The 16,709-nt window shown below is 62.2% G+C and carries 14 protein-coding genes and 1 tRNA gene; 5 read left to right on the forward strand and 10 right to left on the reverse strand.

Annotated elements, in window-relative coordinates; translation table 11 throughout:
* Window positions 1-138: 138 nt before the first annotated feature.
* Together CKO11_RS04235 and CKO11_RS04240 are read right to left on the reverse strand one after the other, a co-directional pair.
* Window positions 139-3,258, reverse strand: coding sequence for an efflux RND transporter permease subunit (locus tag CKO11_RS04235; protein ID WP_223633317.1), 3,120 nt, complete (start codon window positions 3,256-3,258; stop codon window positions 139-141).
* The gene (locus CKO11_RS04240) at window positions 3,258-4,466 is read right to left on the reverse strand and encodes an efflux RND transporter periplasmic adaptor subunit (protein ID WP_223633319.1); all 1,209 of its coding nucleotides are present in this window, start codon (window positions 4,464-4,466) and stop codon (window positions 3,258-3,260) included. The genes CKO11_RS04235 and CKO11_RS04240 overlap by 1 nt, the downstream gene beginning before the upstream one ends.
* Before the next feature lie 193 nt (window positions 4,467-4,659).
* Between CKO11_RS04240 and CKO11_RS04245 the strand changes: the two genes are divergently transcribed.
* Window positions 4,660-5,325, forward strand: a complete 666-nt coding sequence (locus tag CKO11_RS04245; protein ID WP_223633321.1) for a TetR family transcriptional regulator — start codon at window positions 4,660-4,662, stop codon at window positions 5,323-5,325.
* 6 nt (window positions 5,326-5,331) lie between these two features.
* On the opposite strand, the gene CKO11_RS04250 is transcribed toward CKO11_RS04245, so the two are convergent.
* From CKO11_RS04250 to pdxH, 8 genes are all read right to left on the reverse strand, one after another.
* Window positions 5,332-5,985, reverse strand: coding sequence for a hypothetical protein (locus CKO11_RS04250; protein WP_223633323.1), 654 nt, complete (start codon window positions 5,983-5,985; stop codon window positions 5,332-5,334).
* Window positions 5,982-6,527: a hypothetical protein gene (locus tag CKO11_RS04255; protein ID WP_223633326.1), complete on the reverse strand. Its 546-nt coding sequence runs from the start codon at window positions 6,525-6,527 to the stop codon at window positions 5,982-5,984. The genes CKO11_RS04250 and CKO11_RS04255 overlap by 4 nt, the downstream gene beginning before the upstream one ends.
* A gap of 189 nt (window positions 6,528-6,716) precedes the next feature.
* A complete protein-coding gene (locus CKO11_RS04260; protein WP_223633328.1) occupies window positions 6,717-6,965 on the reverse strand; it encodes a hypothetical protein in 249 nt (82 codons plus the stop codon).
* Between the two features lie 68 nt (window positions 6,966-7,033).
* Entirely contained in the window at window positions 7,034-10,726 is a 3,693-nt protein-coding gene (locus tag CKO11_RS04265; RefSeq protein WP_223633331.1) for a vitamin B12-dependent ribonucleotide reductase, read from the reverse strand.
* A 671-nt stretch (window positions 10,727-11,397) separates the two neighbouring features.
* Window positions 11,398-11,474: transfer RNA gene (locus CKO11_RS04270), tRNA-Pro, on the reverse strand.
* A 48-nt stretch (window positions 11,475-11,522) separates the two neighbouring features.
* Window positions 11,523-12,005: a DUF192 domain-containing protein gene (locus CKO11_RS04275; RefSeq protein ID WP_223633334.1), complete on the reverse strand. Its 483-nt coding sequence runs from the start codon at window positions 12,003-12,005 to the stop codon at window positions 11,523-11,525.
* A complete protein-coding gene (locus CKO11_RS04280; RefSeq protein WP_223633337.1) occupies window positions 12,002-12,532 on the reverse strand; it encodes a cold-shock protein in 531 nt (176 codons plus the stop codon). Before CKO11_RS04280 ends, CKO11_RS04275 begins: the two co-directional genes overlap by 4 nt.
* A 180-nt stretch (window positions 12,533-12,712) precedes the next feature.
* The gene (gene pdxH, locus CKO11_RS04285; protein WP_223633339.1) at window positions 12,713-13,336 is read right to left on the reverse strand and encodes a pyridoxamine 5'-phosphate oxidase; all 624 of its coding nucleotides are present in this window, start codon (window positions 13,334-13,336) and stop codon (window positions 12,713-12,715) included.
* A gap of 140 nt (window positions 13,337-13,476) precedes the next feature.
* On the opposite strand from pdxH, the gene fabI reads away from it, so the two are divergent.
* The 4 genes from fabI (at window position 13,477) to CKO11_RS04305 (ending at window position 16,705) form a co-directional block, all read left to right on the forward strand.
* Window positions 13,477-14,298: an enoyl-ACP reductase FabI gene (gene fabI, locus CKO11_RS04290; RefSeq protein ID WP_223633341.1), complete on the forward strand. Its 822-nt coding sequence runs from the start codon at window positions 13,477-13,479 to the stop codon at window positions 14,296-14,298.
* Window positions 14,299-14,316: 18 nt separating this feature from the next.
* Entirely contained in the window at window positions 14,317-14,934 is a 618-nt protein-coding gene (locus CKO11_RS04295) for a LysE family translocator (protein ID WP_223633343.1), read from the forward strand.
* A 10-nt stretch (window positions 14,935-14,944) separates the two neighbouring features.
* The gene (gene gpt / locus CKO11_RS04300; RefSeq protein WP_223633346.1) at window positions 14,945-15,451 is read left to right on the forward strand and encodes a xanthine phosphoribosyltransferase; all 507 of its coding nucleotides are present in this window, start codon (window positions 14,945-14,947) and stop codon (window positions 15,449-15,451) included.
* 72 nt (window positions 15,452-15,523) lie between these two features.
* Window positions 15,524-16,705: an aminotransferase gene (locus CKO11_RS04305; protein ID WP_223633349.1), complete on the forward strand. Its 1,182-nt coding sequence runs from the start codon at window positions 15,524-15,526 to the stop codon at window positions 16,703-16,705.
* The last annotated feature ends 4 nt before the right edge of the window (window positions 16,706-16,709 follow it).

A 16,709-nucleotide genomic window follows, 5' to 3' on the forward strand; every position in this document is an offset into this window, starting at 1 on the left:
GGCGCGGGGCCGCGCGGTCTTCGCCCTATATGGGGTGCATGGGCGCGGTTGTGAACCGCGAAACGGCCCCAAGGGGCCGGTTATGGATCGGGCCGAGGTTTCCCCCGGCCCGGATCATCAGTGCAAGTGTCGGCTTGGTCAGGCTGTCTTGGTGCGGCGGCTGAACAGCGCATCCACCAGCCGGAAGAACAGCGGCACGAAGAAGATCGCAAGCCCGGTCCCGGTCACGGTGCCAAAGAAGGTGGTGTAGCCGATGGCTTCACGCGCCCCCGCACCCGCGCCGGTGGACAGGATCAGCGGCACCACCCCCAAGCTGAAGGCAAGCGAGGTCATCAAGATCGGGCGGAACCGCAGCTTTGCCGCCTCAACCGCCGCCTTGAGGCCGTTTTCGCCGAGCGAGCGCATCCGCTCGCGGGCGAATTCCACGATCATGATGCCGTTCTTGCCGGTCAGGCCGACCACGGTCAGAAGCCCCACTTGGAAGTAAACGCCATTCGCCTGCCCGCCAAGATGCGCCCCGATCAGCCCGCCGATGATCCCCACCGGCATCGCGACGATCACCGCAATCGGGATCACCCAGCTTTCGTAAAGCGCGGCCAAGCACAAGAACACGGTCGCCAGCGACAGCGCATAAAGCAACATCGCGCCATTGCCTGCCTCTTTTTCCTCAAGCGACAGGCCCGACCATTGCAAGGAAAAGCCCGGCGGAAGCTGCGACGCCAGCCGCTCCATTTCCTCCAGCGCGGCGCCCGAAGACACCCCCGCCGCAGGCGAGCCTTGGATTTCCATTGCCGGCAGCGCGTCGTAACGCACGATTTGCTGCGGGCCAAAGACCCATTTCTGTTCCGCGAAGGTCGACAGCGAAACGAAATCGCCATTCGCATTCGGCACGCGCCACAAGGCGAAATCGGCGGGGCTAGACCGCGCCCACGGCTCGCCCTGCACATAGACCCGTTTCACCCGGCCTTCATTCAGGAAGTCGTTCACATAGGACGACGACCAGATCGTGTTGAGGAAATCGCCCACATCGGCAGCGGTCAACCCCACAGCCCCGGCCTTGGCCCAATCGATATCCAGCCGGAATTGCGCGGCATCTTCCACCCCGTTGGGGCGCACGCCTTGCAACAGCTCGCTTTGCGAGGCCATGCCCAAAAGCTGGTTGCGCGCGGCCAGCAATTCCTCATGCGTTTGCCCGGTGCGGGCCTGCAAGAAGGCGGTGAACCCGTTCGAGTTGCCAAGCTCCAGCACCGGCGGCGGCACGATCGGAATCACGATTGCTTCCTTGATGCCACCCATCAGCGGCCCAAAGGCCCGGCCCGCAATCGCCTCGGCCCCGTTTTGCGGGCCAACACGCTCAGACCAGTCTTTGAGCTTGATGAACATCATCGCCATGTTCTGGCCCTGCCCCGCGAAGGAGAAGCCCACGACCGAGAAAACGGATTCGACGTTTTCAGCCTCGGCATTGCGATAATAGGCCTCCACCTGACGCACCACCTTGGTGGTTTGCGCGGCGGTGGTGCCCGAGGGCGTTTGCACCAGCGTCATCAACACGCCCTGATCTTCGTCCGGCAAGAACGAGGTCGGAGTGCGTTCATAAAGCACGATCATCCCCGCCACCAGCACGGCATAGACGACCAACCCTTTGACCGGGTTCGACACGACCCATTTCACGATCCCGCCATAGCCGCCGGTGACGCGGGTAAAGCGGCGCTCGAACCGATCGCCAAACCAGTTCGCAAAGCCGCCCTTGGCCTCGGAATGGGGTTTGAGCAGCGTGGCGCACAGCGCAGGCGTGAAGATCAACGCAACCACGACCGACAGCGTCATGGCCGAAACGATGGTGACCGAGAATTGCTTGTAAATCTCGCCGGTCGATCCGCCAAAGAATGCCATCGGCACAAACACGGCAGAGAGCACCATGGCAATGCCGACGAGCGCGCCCGAGATTTCATCCATCGATTTGCGGGTCGCTTCCTTGGGGGAGATATGTTCCTCGCCCATGATCCGCTCGACGTTTTCAACCACCACGATGGCGTCATCAACCAAAAGCCCGATTGCCAGCACCATCGCCAGCATGGTCAGTGTGTTGATCGAAAAGCCAAAGGCCGCCATCACCCCAAAGGTGCCCAACAGCACCACCGGCACCGCCAGCGTCGGGATCAGCGTGGCGCGCAGGTTATGCAAAAAGAGCAGCATCACCAGCACGACCAGCACGATGGCCTCGAACAGGGTCTTGATCACCTCTTCGATCGAAAGCGTCACAAACGGCGTGGTGTCATAGGGGATCACGTAATCCATGCCAGAGGGCAGAAACGGCGCCAGCTCCGCCATCCGCGCCTTGACCAGCTTGGCCGTATCCAGCGCATTCGCACCCGAGGCAAGCTGGATCGCCATCCCCGCCGAAGGGGCCCCGTTATAGGCGGCGTTAATCGCATAGGTTTCCGCGCCCAGTTCGACCCGCGCCACATCGCGCAGCAAGACCAGCCCGCCATCGGTATCGGCGCGCAACACGATGCGCTCGAAATCCGCCGGGGTTTGCAACAGCGATTGCGCGGTGATCGTGGCGTTGAGCAATTGGCCTTCGGGCGCGGGCAAGGCCCCGAAAGAGCCCGCCGAAATTTGCGCGTTTTGCCCCTGCACGGCGGCAATCACCGCCGCCGGGGCCATATCATAGGCTTTCAGCTTGCGCGGATCGAGCCAGATGCGCATCGCATGTTCAGAGCCGAAGACCCGCACCGAGCCCACGCCCTTGATGCGCGAAAAGCTCTCGACCATCGAAGAGGCCATATAGTCCGACAGCTCCACCCCCGAGCGCGAACCGTCGGGCGAAATCAGCGACAGAACCATCAAGAAGCCGGTGGTGGATTTCGCCACCGTCACGCCTTGGCGCGTCACCGCTTGCGGCAGGCTGGCCTCGGCTTGGGCAAGCTTGTTTTGCACCTGCACCTGCGCAATGTCCGGGTCGGTGCCCAGCTCAAAGGTCAGCGTGATCGTGGCGCGCCCGGTCGAGGTGGTGTCAGAGCGGATGTAGCGCAGCCCATCAAGGCCGGTCATCTGCTTTTCAACCACCTGCACCACGGTATCGGTGACGGTTTCCGCCGAGGCCCCCGGATAGGTAGCCGAGATCACCACCGCCGGCGAGGCGATGGAAGGATATTGCGACACCGGCAGCCGCAGGATCGACAGCGCGCCGATCCCCATGATGACAAGGGCGATGACCCAAGCGAAAATGGGCCGGTCGATGAAAAAGCGCGACATCACTGCGCCTCCGCTTCCGGGGCGGCCCCGTCAGCCGCGCCCGCGGGCGCCCCTTGCGGCGCGGCACCACCCGGCGCCCCCGCCGGGGCCCCCGCCGGGGCCCCTGACGCCGCGCCTGCGGGCACCACTTGCACCGGCGCGCCGGGCCCGGTTTTTTGGAAGCCCGAGCTGATCACCTGCGCGCCATCTTCGATGCCCTCGGTGATGATCCAGTCATGGCCCGAGGCGGCGGCCACTTCGACCGTATGCTGGGCGACATGGCCATCCTCCACGGTCCAGACATAGGCGCTGCCCGACCGGTCACGCATCACCACATCTTGCGGCAGCTTGAACGCGCCCTTGGCCAGCGCTTGCGGCAGGTCCACCTCTACATACATGCCGGGCAGCAAAACGTGATCGGGGTTCGGGAAGGTCATGCGCAGCGTCACCATGCCGGTGGTGGGTTCCACGCGCGGCTCGGCGGCCTCAAGACGGCCCTTTTGCGGAAAGATCGACCCGTCGGGCAGGATCAGCGTCGCCTCGCCCGTCGCGCGCATGGCGCGGCCTTCGGGGGTGGAGGTCATGCGCAAAATGTCGGTCGCCGATTGCGTGACATCGACATAAACCGGATCAAGCGCGCGGATCGTGGTCAGCGCCGTGGCTTGCTGCGCCGCGACCAGCGCGCCGGTGGTGGCTTGCGTCAGGCCGATCACGCCCGAAATCGGCGCGCGGATCGTGGTGCGCTCCATTTCAATATTGGCGCTCATCAATTGGGCCTGCGCCGCTTGCAGTGCCGCATCGGCGGATTGACGGTTCGCGACAGCGGTATCGCGGTTTTGTTCCGAACCTGCGCGATTGGTGAAAAGCTCAACCGCGCGTTTTTCCTCAAGCACCGCCAGATCGCGCGCGGCTTCGGCCTGTGCCACGGCCGCCTTGGCCGCCGCCACGGCGGCGCGGTAGCTGTCATCTTCGATTTTATAAAGCGGCTGGCCACGGGTGACCGAAGCCCCCTCGTCAAACAGCCGTTCGCGCAAGATGCCCGAGACCTGCGGGCGCACCTCGGCCTCGGTCGAGGCCTTGATCCGCCCCGGCAAACGGGCATCCAGCGTTAAATCCTGCGCCTCGGCGGTCAGGACCGTGACCGGGGCCGGGCCATGACCCCCTTGTTGCGCGAACGCGGCCATCGGCACCAAAAGTGCCGCCAGCCCCAAAACGAAGCGAAATGACATGGGATTTCCTTTGCAATCCGATTTGGCTCCGTTTACATACATACACGTTTGTTTGTAAATAGTGTGACATGCAAATTTCCGTCACCGTGGTATCCAGACCATCGCCTGAGGAAAAAACGGGCATATGGCCCTCTTTGGGGGCAAGAACTTGGCAGCGGGCGCACCCTCAGCAAAAGGCCCAAGAGGAGACAAGGTGAGACGCAGCAAGGCAGATGCAGAACAAACGCGGCTGAAAATCATCGACGCGGCAGAGGCATTGTTCTGTGCGCGCGGGATCGCCCAGACCACGCTGGAACAAATCGCCCGCGAAGCTGGTGCCACACGCGGCGCGATTTACTGGCATTTCAAAGACAAGACCGACGTTCTTAAAGCGATCTATGATCGTTATAAGCCGCCGCAACTGGCGCGGCTGGAAGCGGCGATCAACGCCCCCGATGGCGAAGATCCGCTGGATATTTTGGAAGCGACCGGGGTCGAATTTCTGGCTCTGATCGAAACCAATGAACGCCAACGGCGATTGCATCTGATCATGCTGTCGGGCCTGCCCAATGACGAAACCGCGCCGTGGCGCGAAACCATCAACTGCGAAATTCAGGGGCTGTTGCGCAAGCTGATGCTGCGCGCCCAAGAGGAAGGACGGCTGGCCCCCGACATCAGCGCCGAAGAGGCCGCCCTGTCACAAATGGTGCTGATCAACGGGCTGATCGGCGAATGGCAACGCGCGGGCCGCTCGTTCAGCCTGTCGCTGATGGGGGGGCGGATGCTGCAACGCTTCATGGCCGCGTTGCGCACGCCCCTGCGCGCCCCGCTTCCTGCGCCGCTTGCCGCCCCCTTTTCGCCCGTCCAGACGGCAGACTAGCTGCGCTCAGCTTCCACCGGGGCAGTGCTTGCGCCAGCTTCCCAAGATCGCAAAACGCGACAGCGACAGCTTCAGCGTATCCGCGCTGTCATAATAGCCGCCCGACACACCCATCGGCGCATCCGGCCCGGCGCAGGCAAAGAAATCCTCTTGCCAGCCGCCGCGTTCGGTCTGGTGCTGCGCACAGATGTTGTCGCAAGGATCATGGCGCAACCGCCCCGCCGCAACCTCTGCCCCGGCCCACGCCAGAACCACCGCCATCGCACCATCGCGCGCCTCAGTGGGGGTGGCTGGGTCTAACTCCACAAAGCAATCGCCCACCGCAATGCGCCGCGGCTTGCCCGCATTCATCAAGACTACATAGCGCAAGTCCGGGCGCGGCCCGGCATAGACGAACCGTTCGGTCGTGCGGCCCCAAGGCGCTTGTGACAGCAGATCAAGACCGGCAAGCGGCGCCCGGTCATCTTGCAAGACCACCTTGGCGCACAGCCGCGCCGCGCGCACCATCGCGCGTCCCAGATCGGCCCCCGGCCCTGCAATCTGCGCGGCAGTCCCGGTGATCTGCCAGCCCGGCACCGTTTGCGCGCCCAGCGGCAGCGCCAGCAGGCTGGCCAAACTCAGCCCAACAAGAAAACGCCGCCCGTTGCGCCCCCGGCTCATGACAGGCCGCAAGGCGTTTCAAGCGCCAAGAATGCCGCGTGGAAGCGATGGGGTTTGCCCTCATCCACCTTGGCCCGCAACCATTGCCCGCCCACACAGCGCCGCACAACCCGTTCGGGCCAGATCGGATCGGGGGTCCAGCCGCTTTTGCGCGCCTGTTCCAGCCACTGCTCGCCCAAGGCTTGCGCCTGCGCCTGCGCGGCCGTATCCGCCGCTTCATGCGCGCGGCTGACGCTGGCGTTGACCACGCAGCTTTTGCGGGCCCCGGCATTGGTCGTGGCGGCCAGCAAGGCCCGATCCGGCAAGGCCGGGTCGAGCGTGAAATAGGCAATCTCGATATCGTCGAAGGCCGAGGTCTGAAACGGCGCCACCCCCGCCATCGGGGCCGCGCCCGTTTCCATCCACGCAAGGCAATCACGCATCATCGCCTGCAACGCGGTCCCGCTGACGGGGTCCGCCGCGGCGGGCAGCGTGCCCAGAAAACCCAAAGCCGCCGCCAAGACGCCCGCCCGCGCGTTTGTCTGAAATCTGTTTTTCGTCATCGGACCCCCTGCGACATCTTGTCAGCGATAACAGCGTGAACTGCGCAGGGCAAGCATTTGATGCGCAAAGAAAATGGCCCCTCCACCGGAGGGGCCAGTTTCGTCGATCAGGCTCGTCATTGGTGCCCGAGGTTATTGGTTTCGCCTGGGCCTTCTCGACGTCTGGGGCAAGCGCACCTGCCCCGGATCTCAGTGCACGGCGCGCGCGCCGTTCTTCATCAATGTGACGGTGGTGGTGGCCCCCGCCATGCGGATATCGGTCACATCAAGCCCCTGCACGTGGCCCGACGGCGTGCCCGTCACTTCGATCGAGGCGCCAGCGAAACTGGCATCGATCAGGCGCATCAACGCCTCGCCCGCCGCTTCGGCCTCATAGCCGCCGGGAATCCGGCGCAAGGCGATTTCAGGCAGGGTTTTGGTGCCGACGATCAGGTGCACGATAAGCTCTTTCCTTGGTCTTCAAATCAGGAGGCATGGGGCCGCCCCAAAGGCGGCCCGGAGGTTTCTTAGCTACAGCCGCTAGTGGAGCCGCAGGTGTTGCACTTCATGCAGGTGCCGTTGCGCACCAGCGTGTAGTTGCCGCATTCCCCGCAGGCTTCGCCCTCATAGCCCTGCATCTTGGCCTTGGCGCGCGCATCCATCGTCACCATGCCCGAGGCGACCGCAGTGGTGCCCGATACGGTGGCATTGCCCGCGCCCACCGCCAGCGCCGTCATCGTTTCGGGCACCAAGGTATTGAGCGCAGAGACCGGATCGACCTCGCTTGCCCCGCCTTGCAGCACCACGAATTCTTGCGGCAGGCGCTTGCGCAGATAGCCAGTCGAGGAAATCTGGCGCAGCACTTCGAGCGATTTCGAGGCGGCGCTTTCGCTCACCGGCTCAACATTGCGCTTGCCCTCGTCCTTGCCGCCGCCCAGTTCGTCGAACGCGGTGCCGGTCGGTTTGATATGCGCCAGATCGGTGCGATCAAGATAGCTGACCGCCAATTCGCGGAACACATAGTCCAAGATCGAGGTGGCGTTCTTGATGCTGTCATTGCCCTGCACCATGCCCGCGGGCTCGAATTTGGTGAAGGTGAAGGCATCGACGAATTCTTCCAGCGGCACGCCATATTGAAGGCCCACGGAAACGGCGATGGCGAAATTGTTCATCATCGCCCGGAAGCCCGCGCCTTCCTTGTGCATGTCGATGAAAATCTCGCCCAAGGACCCGTCGCCATATTCGCCGGTGCGCAAATAGACCTTGTGGCCGCCGACCACGGCTTTTTGCGTGTAGCCCTTGCGCCGATCGGGCAGCTTTTCGCGGTGCGAGCGCACGGTTTCCTTGACCACGATCTTTTCGACGATCTTTTCGGCCAGCACGGCGGCCTTTTCGGCTTGGCTGCCCGAGGCCAAGATTTCCTCGGCCTCCTCATCGTCTTCGACCAGCGCGGCCGCAAGCGGCTGGCTCAGTTTGGAGCCATCGCGGTAAAGCGCGTTCGCCTTGATGCCCAGCGACCAGCTTAGCTCATAGGCTGCTTTCACATCTTCGATCGTGGCATCATTGGCCATGTTGATCGTTTTCGAGATCGCGCCCGAAATGAAGCTTTGCGCCGCCGCCATCATGCGGATGTGGCTTTCGACATTCAGATAGCGCTTGCCCTTCTTGCCGCAGGCATTGGCGCAGTCAAACACGCTCAGATGCTCGGGCTTGAGGAACGGCGCGCCTTCCAAGGTCATCGTGCCGCAAACATGGTCGTTCGCCGCTTCGATTTGCGCGCGGGTGAAACCAAGGTGGCGCAGCAGATCAAAGGTCGGGTCGTTCAGCTTTTCCGCCGGGATGCCCAGCGTTTTGGTGCAGAACTCTTCGCCCAAGGTCCATTGGTTGAAGACAAAGCGGATGTCGAAGGCCGAGGGCAGCGCCGCTTCGATCTTTTCAATCTCGCGCGGGCCAAAACCATGCCCGATCAGCGCGGTGTGGTTGATGCCGGGGCAGTTGCCCAAGCTTTGATGCCCCACCGCATAGGCGATGATTTCCGCGATCTGCGCCGAGGAATAGCCCAAGGTCTCCAGCGCACCGGGGACCGAGCGGTTGATGATCTTGAAGTAACCGCCGCCAGCCAGTTTCTTGAATTTCACCAGCGCGAAATCGGGTTCGATCCCGGTGGTGTCGCAGTCCATCACAAGGCCAATCGTGCCGGTGGGCGCAATGACCGACACCTGCGCGTTGCGGAAACCATGCGCCTCGCCAAGGCTCAACGCCTCGTCCCACGCCATTTTCGCAAGGCTGACCAACGCATCATCGGGGCAGTTGCCCAGATCGAGCGGCACCGGCAGCACCTCAAGCCCCTCGTACCCCCGCGACTTGCCATAGGCGGCGGTGCGGTGGTTGCGGATCACCCGCAGCATATGTTCGCGGTTTTTCGCATAGCCCGGGAAAGCCCCCAGTTCCGCCGCCATTTCCGCCGAGGTCGCATAGGCGATGCCCGTCATCACAGCGGTCAGCGCCCCGCACAGCGCGCGCCCCTCGTCGCTGTCATAGCCAAGCCCCATATTCATCAAAAGGCCGCCGATATTGGCATAGCCAAGACCGAGCGTGCGGAAATCATACGAACGTTGCGCGATTTCCTTGGACGGGAACTGCGCCATGGTGACCGAGATTTCGAGCGTCACGGTCCACAGCCGCGCGGCATGGACATAGGCATCGGCATCGAACTGGCCGTCTTTGTAGAAGGTCAGCAGGTTCATCGACGCCAGGTTGCACGCCGTATCATCGAGGAACATATATTCCGAGCACGGGTTCGAGCCGCGGATCGGCCCGTCTTCGGGGCAGGTATGCCATTCGTTGACCGTGTCATGGAACTGGATGCCCGGATCGGCGCAGGCCCAAGCGGCGTGCCCCACCTGATCCCAAAGATCGCGCGCTTTCACCACTTTGGCGACTTTGCCATCGGTGCGGCGCAGCAATTCCCAATCGGCATCATCCTTCACCGCTTTCAAGAAAGCATTGGTGACGCGGACCGAATTGTTCGAGTTTTGACCCGAGACCGAGATATAGGCGTCGCTGTCCCAGTCGGTGTCATAGGTCGGGAATTCGATCGAGGTGAAACCTTGGCGGGCATATTGCAGCACGCGGTTGATATAGGTTTCGGGGATCATCGCCTTTTTGGCGGAACGGATCGCCGCTTTCAGCCCCGGATTTTCCGCCGGATCAACGCGGCCTTCCTCGGTGCCGTCCCAGTCGCGGATCGCGTCGAAGATCTTGTTCAGTTCCCGCTCGTGCATTTTGGAGCCGGCAACGAGCGAGGCAACTTTTTGCTCCTCGATCACCTTCCAATTCACGAATTCTTCGATATCGGGGTGATCCATGTCGCAGATCACCATTTTCGCGGCGCGCCGCGTGGTGCCGCCCGATTTGATCGCGCCGGCTGCGCGGTCGCCGATCTTGAGGAAGCCCATCAGGCCCGAGGATTTGCCACCGCCCGAAAGCTGTTCGCCCTCGGCCCGCAGGCTGGAGAAGTTGGTGCCGGTGCCCGAACCGTATTTGAACAAACGCGCCTCACGGACCCACAAATCCATGATGCCGCCATCGCCCACAAGGTCGTCTTTGACCGATTGGATGAAGCAGGCATGGGGTTGCGGATGCTCATAGGCCGAAGCCGATTTCACCAACTCACCGGTGGCGAAATCCACATAATAATGGCCTTGGCTCGGCCCATCGATGCCATAGGCCCAATGCAGGCCGGTGTTGAACCATTGCGGGCTGTTGGGCGCGGCCATCTGCGCCGCCAGCATGTAGCGCATTTCATCGAAATAGGCCCGCGCATCTTCTTCGCAGCTGAAATAGCCCCCCTTCCAGCCCCAATAGGTCCAGGCCCCCGCCATCCGGTCATAGACCTGCTTGGCCGAGGTCTCGCCGGAAAAACGTTGCTCTTCGGGCAGGCCTTCCAGCACCTCGGTATCGGGCACGGACCGCCACAGGAACTCCGGCACGCCCTCTTCGGGCACACGCTTGATCGCCGCTGGCACACCCGCCTTGCGGAAATACTTTTGCGCCATCACATCCGAGGCCACCTGGCTGAACTGCTCGGGCACTTCGACGGAATCGTTATGGAAAACGATCTTGCCATCGGGGTTGCGAATTTCAGAGGTTGTGGTGGTGAAGGCGATGGTCCCGTAGGCACCGGTTTCCGCCGAGGTGAACTTGCGTTCGATCTTCATCTGCCCGTCCCGTCCCTTTGTCTGGTTGCGGCGCAGATGCGAAGACTAACCCCCCTCGCCTTTCTTCCGGCAAGGATGGATCGTGCCCGTCAGGGCCGACCTTTCTGGTTGGCTGTCTCGATCTTCCGCCGATACTATATCTGGTGGAGTTACTTCCGACGAGACACAAACTGCCGTGTGCAGGTGTTATCGTCAACGGAATTTTCACCATTGGCTGGGGCGTTTTGGACTTGACGGGGAGGCCGGGAATTTTCGCCCAGATTCTTCCACATCGCCCTGCGCCCCGACGGCAGCGCAAGGTGAGGCGAATTTCCCTTGGTCTGGGCGAATTTACATCCCGAAGTTGCACCGTTTTCCATGCTTATCCACAGCCCCCCAATATGTTGTGGAGAACTGACCGCCACAGGCGCCCGCGCGCCGCCCCAAAGGCCCGGCCGCCGCTTTGCGCAAGGATTCCCCGTCAATCGCCCGATTTTGTGCCAAAAAGTCGCAGCGCAGATTCGCACCCCTGGCACAAGATACGGGGAGCGCACCGCATCCAAAGGCGGCGCTAACCCCTACTATATGTTGTGATTATAACCTTTGGGTGACACCCCTATCCGAAAGGCGTGGATAAGGGATTCGCGGCAAAACACCGGCTAAGCCTGTGTCATCGGTCACATGTCAGAAGATGGTCGGGGCGGCGAGATTCGAACTCACGACCTTCTGTACCCAAAACAGACGCGCTACCAGGCTGCGCTACGCCCCGACGCGCTCTCTCTAGCCGGGCAAAGCGGCTGTGAAAAGCGAAAACCTGTCACGGAAGCGGCACAAGTGTCATCCCCGGGGCCAAACCCAGACGCGCAGCCTGCCCGCCGCCGATTTCCAGCACATATTGTGTGGGTGCACGCGCGGGGATCGGCGTCTCATCCAGCGGGCGGGCATTGGCATGGATTTGGGTGATCCGTCCCGCCGCATCGACAAAGATCATATCGAGCGGAATCAGCGTGTCATGCATCCAAAACGCAACCTGCTGCGGCTCGGGATAGACGAACAACATCCCCTGCGCGGGCGGCAACGCGGTGCGCCCCATCAGCCCCTGCGCGCGTTCGTCGGGATCATCGGCAATCTCGGCCCAAAAGCGCGCCGCCACCGTTTCGGGCCCGGACAGGATGCACAAAGGCGCCAGCGCCCCGGTCGCTTGCGCGCGAACAAAATCGGGGCGGGCACATCCAGATGGCTGCGCCTGCGCGGCAGCGCCCGCTATATATAGCGAAAGACTGGCAAGAAGCCGGATCAATCGCGCAGCGCGACTTCCCAGCTGATAACTTGCGCCGCCATCCGGCCGCGCCGTCCTTCGATCACCCGCAAACATATCGCTTCCCCCGGCGCCAGATCGGCGAAACCGGACCGGCGCAACACTTCGACGTGAATGAACACATCTTCGGGCCGCGCGAACACATTTGCAAAGCCAAAGCCCTTGGCCTTGTCGAACCATTTGACGCGCGCGGGCTCCAGCGGCAGCGCGGCGACCATCTCCGGGTCGGTATCGCCCAGATCCTCGATCGGGGCCAGACGGGTCTCGGGATCGGGCGGCAGGATTTCGAGCACTTCGGTCGCTTGCGCGCCGCGCGGGGTGGCCTGCACGATCACCCTGATCTCGGCATTATCCGCCACCGAGCCTTGACCGAAATTCCGCAGCACATTGGCGTGAAGCAAAATATCGGGGCCACCCTCGCCATCGAGAATGAAGCCGAAGCCTTTGCCTGCATCAAACCATTTGACACGCCCGGACACTTCCCGGGCACTGCTCTCTGTCTCGACCATCCGTCGCTGTCCACTTGTTCTGCGCGTGCGCCGGTTTACCCCGGCGCACTTTGGGGGACAGTTGTCACAGGTCTTGCCGGGGTTTCAAGCCGAAAATGACTGTCGTTTTCGACAGCTTCCCGTTCACGAAGCGTGAAATGCAACGCGATTTCGGGATTTTTTGACCGAAGTCACACACGCTTAAGGATTAAGACGCGCCACCTCCCACGCCTCGGTTGTATGGGCTCTATGCCAACGGAACCGATCATGCAACCGGAAAGCCCCATCGGCCCAAAACTCGATTTCGGTCGGAACAATCCGAAAACCACCCCAAAACGGCGGGCGCGCTGGCATCGGGCCATGCGCGGCGGTCACTTTGGCCACCTCTGCCATCAGCGCTGCACGTGAGCTAAGCGGTTGACTTTGCTTAGAAGCCCAAGCGCCGAGTCGCGATTTGAGAGAGCGCGATGCATAATAGGAATCCGCTTTCTCCCCGGCTTCGCGGCTGACCAGACCCCGCACCCGGATCTGTCGGCGCAGGCTTTTCCAATGCATCACAAAGGCGACCTTGCCCGCCTGCTCTATCTCTTGCGCCTTGACCGAACCGTAGTTGGTGTAAAACAGAAACGCGCCGCCCGAGGGCGCATCGGCCCCCTCGATCTCCTTGAGCAAAACCATCCGCGCATTTGGCATGCCTGATACATCAACCGTGGCCAACGCGATCGCATTGGGGTCGTTGATCTCGGACTTTTCGGCCTCGGCCAACCAGGCCTGCGCCAGTGCAAAAGGGTCGTCCCCCGCGAAAATGCCGGTTCTGTCGCTCATCGCCTGCTCCTTCTTGCCCGATACCGCACCCAAGGCTGCGACGACGCGGCCCCCCTGCCCCAGCGTCAAGCAACCTTGATGCAGTTTCATTCTTCGCCTAATGCTTGCGCACTTACCAGAGGGAAGCGGGAGAATCCGATATGACAACGGGCCTTATGGCGGGAAAACGCGGCCTTATCATGGGTCTGGCCAATGACAAGTCGATCGCCTGGGGCATTGCGAAAGCGCTGGCCGATGCGGGCGCGGAACTGGCCTTCTCCTATCAGGGCGATGCGCTGAAAAAGCGGGTCGAGCCGCTGGCGGCTTCCCTTGGCACACCGCTTTTGTTCGAATGCGATGTGACCAGCGAAGAAAGCCTTGATGCGCTTTTTAACGGTCTGAAAGACGCTTGGGGGACGGTCGATTTTGTCGTTCACGCGATTGGCTTTTCGGATAAGAGCGAATTGCGTGGCCGCTATGTCGACACCTCGCGCGGCAACTTCACCACCACGATGGATGTCTCTGTCTATTCCTTCACCGCCGTTTGCGCACGCGCCGCAGCGCTGATGCCCAATGGCGGTAGCCTGCTGACGCTGACCTATTACGGCGCCGAACAGGTGATGCCGCATTATAACGTGATGGGCGTTGCCAAAGCGGCGCTGGAAGCCTCGGTCAAATATATCGCCGAGGATCTGGGCAAGGTGGGCATTCGCTGCAACGCGATCTCGGCCGGGCCGATCAAGACGCTGGCCGCCTCGGGCATTGGCGATTTCCGCTACATCATGAAGTGGAACGAGCTGAACTCGCCGCTGCGCCGCAATGTGACGCAAGAAGAAGTCGGCAAAGCCGCGCTTTACCTGTGCTCGGATCTGGGCTCGGGCACCACCGGCGAAAACCTGCATGTCGATGCGGGCTATCACGTTGTCGGCATGAAAGCGGTGGATGCGCCCGATATCGATGTGGTAACGGGCCGCAAAGACTAACCCCGGAGACCCAGAAAAATGACGTTCGCCGCCTTCGTTGCGATCTATTTCGTGCATCTGGCGGCGGCGATGAGCCCCGGCCCCGCCGTTTTGCTGGGCGTGCGCACAAGCCTGCGCGAAGGCTTTGCGCGCGGCACTTGGCTGGCGGTGGGGATCGGGCTGGGCGCCTGTATCTGGGCGGCGGCGGCGATGTTTGGGCTGGCGCTTTTGTTCAAAATCGCCCCGGCGCTGCTGACCACGCTCAAATTCGTGGGGGCGGCTTATCTGCTCTACCTCGCCTTCAAGCTGTGGCGCCACGCCGCCGAGCCGATGAACACGGAGTTGGATGAGGTTGTCTCGGCGCGTTCGAACCTTGGGCTTGTATGGCAAGGCATTGCCACGCAGCTTGCCAACCCGAAACCGGCGGTTTTCTTTGGCACGATCTTTTTGACCTTCATCCCGCCGCAAGCGCCGGTCTGGGCCTATGCGGTGATCTTGGGGATCGTGTTTTTCAACGATGCGGGCTGGAACGTGGTGATGGCGCGGATCTTTTCACTGTCTCGGTCGCGCGCGATCTATATCGGGCTGAAAACGCATATCGACCGTATCTTCGGCGGGCTTTTGGGGCTTTTGGGTCTCAAGCTCGCGCTCACCTGAGGGGGCATCCATGGCCGAATTCCTGCCGCATGAAAAAGGCTTTCACGTTAGCTGGGACCAGTTGCACCGCGATGCGCGGGCACTGGCGTGGCGGCTTGACGGCAAGGGGCCAGGCGACGGCCACTGGCGCGCGATTGTGGGCATCACCCGCGGCGGCATGGTGCCCGCCGCAATCGTCGCGCGCGAACTCAATATCCGCGTGATCGACACGATCTCGGTCAAGGGCTATAACCACCAGACCCAATCCGACCCCAAGGTGATCAAGGCGCCGCAAGACGATCTGATGGGCGACCAAGGCGAAGGGATCTTGGTGGTCGATGATCTGGTCGATAGCGGCAAAACGCTGGAACTGGTGCGCAAGCTTTACCCGAAAGCGCATTTTGCCACCGTCTATGCCAAACCCAAGGGGCGCGAGCAGGTGGACAGCTTTATCACCGAAGTGAGCCAAGACACCTGGATCTTTTTCCCGTGGGATATGGCGCTGCAATACGTCCAACCCTATCGCGGCACCGATTAAGCGTGCCGCAAGGCGCTCTTGCAAAGCGCGCCGCCCGGTGGTGATGTGGCGCGACGTTTGCCAGAGGATGCCATGACCCTTTCGCCGCTGAATCCCGCGCTTGCCCAGACCTTCGCCCCGCCGGTGATGGAGGCGCGGCGCTGGATCACCGGGGTAAGCTTCCCGCCGGAGCGGCCCTTGATCAATGTCAGCCAAGCCGCGCCGGTGGACCCGCCGCCGCAAGCGCTGCGCGAAGCCATTGCCGATGCCGCGCTGAACGACCCCGCCGCGCATCTTTATGGCCCGGTTCTGGGCCTGCCCGCATTGCGCGCGGAAGTGGCGGCGCAATGGTCCATGGCCTATGGCGGCGCAATCGGCGCCGATCAGGTGGCGATCACCCAAGGCTGCAACCAAGCCTTTTGTGCAAGCTTGGCCACTTTGGCCGGCGCGGGGGATGAAGTCATCCTGCCAACGCCTTGGTATTTCAACCATAAAATGTGGCTCGATATGGCCGGGGTGCGCGCGGTTCCGCTGCCCACCGGCACCACGCTTTTGCCCGACCCGGATCAAGCCGCCGCATTGATCACGCCGCGCACCCGCGCGATTGTGCTGGTCACGCCCAACAACCCCGGCGGGGTGGAATATCCTGCCGAATTGGTGCGCGCTTTTTTTGACCTCGCCCGGCGCCACAAAATCGCGCTGATTGTCGATGAAACCTATCGCGATTTCGATGCCCGCACCGGCGCGCCGCATGATCTGTTCACCGATCCCGATTGGGCCGAAACGCTGATCCACCTTTATTCCTTTTCCAAGGCTTACCGGCTGACCGGGCACCGTGTGGGGGCGATTGTCGCCGCCACCGACCGGCTGGCCGAGGTGGAGAAATTTCTTGATACCGTCGCCATTTGCCCCGGCCAGTTGGGCCAGATCGGCGCGCTTTGGGGTATGCGAAACCTTGCGCAATGGGTTGCGGGCGAACGCGCGGAAATCCTTGCCCGGCGCGCAGCGATTGAAACGGGCTTTGCCGGGATTGACCGCTGGCGGCTGTTGGGCGTCGGGGCTTATTTCGCCTATGTCGAACATACCTCCCCGCTGCCCGCGCCGGAATTTGCACGCCATCTGGTGCATGAGGCGGCGGTTTTGCTGCTGCCCGGCACGATGTTCATGCCCGAAGCCGACCCCGCCGGGCAGCGCCAATTGCGCATTGCCTTTGCCAATATCGACACCGACGGCATCGCGGAATTGATGAGACGGCTTGCCGCCGTGCCGCTGTGAGCCT

The sequence above is a fragment of the Rhodobacter sp. TJ_12 genome (assembly GCF_020023995.1).
Lineage (GTDB): Bacteria > Pseudomonadota > Alphaproteobacteria > Rhodobacterales > Rhodobacteraceae > Rhodobacter.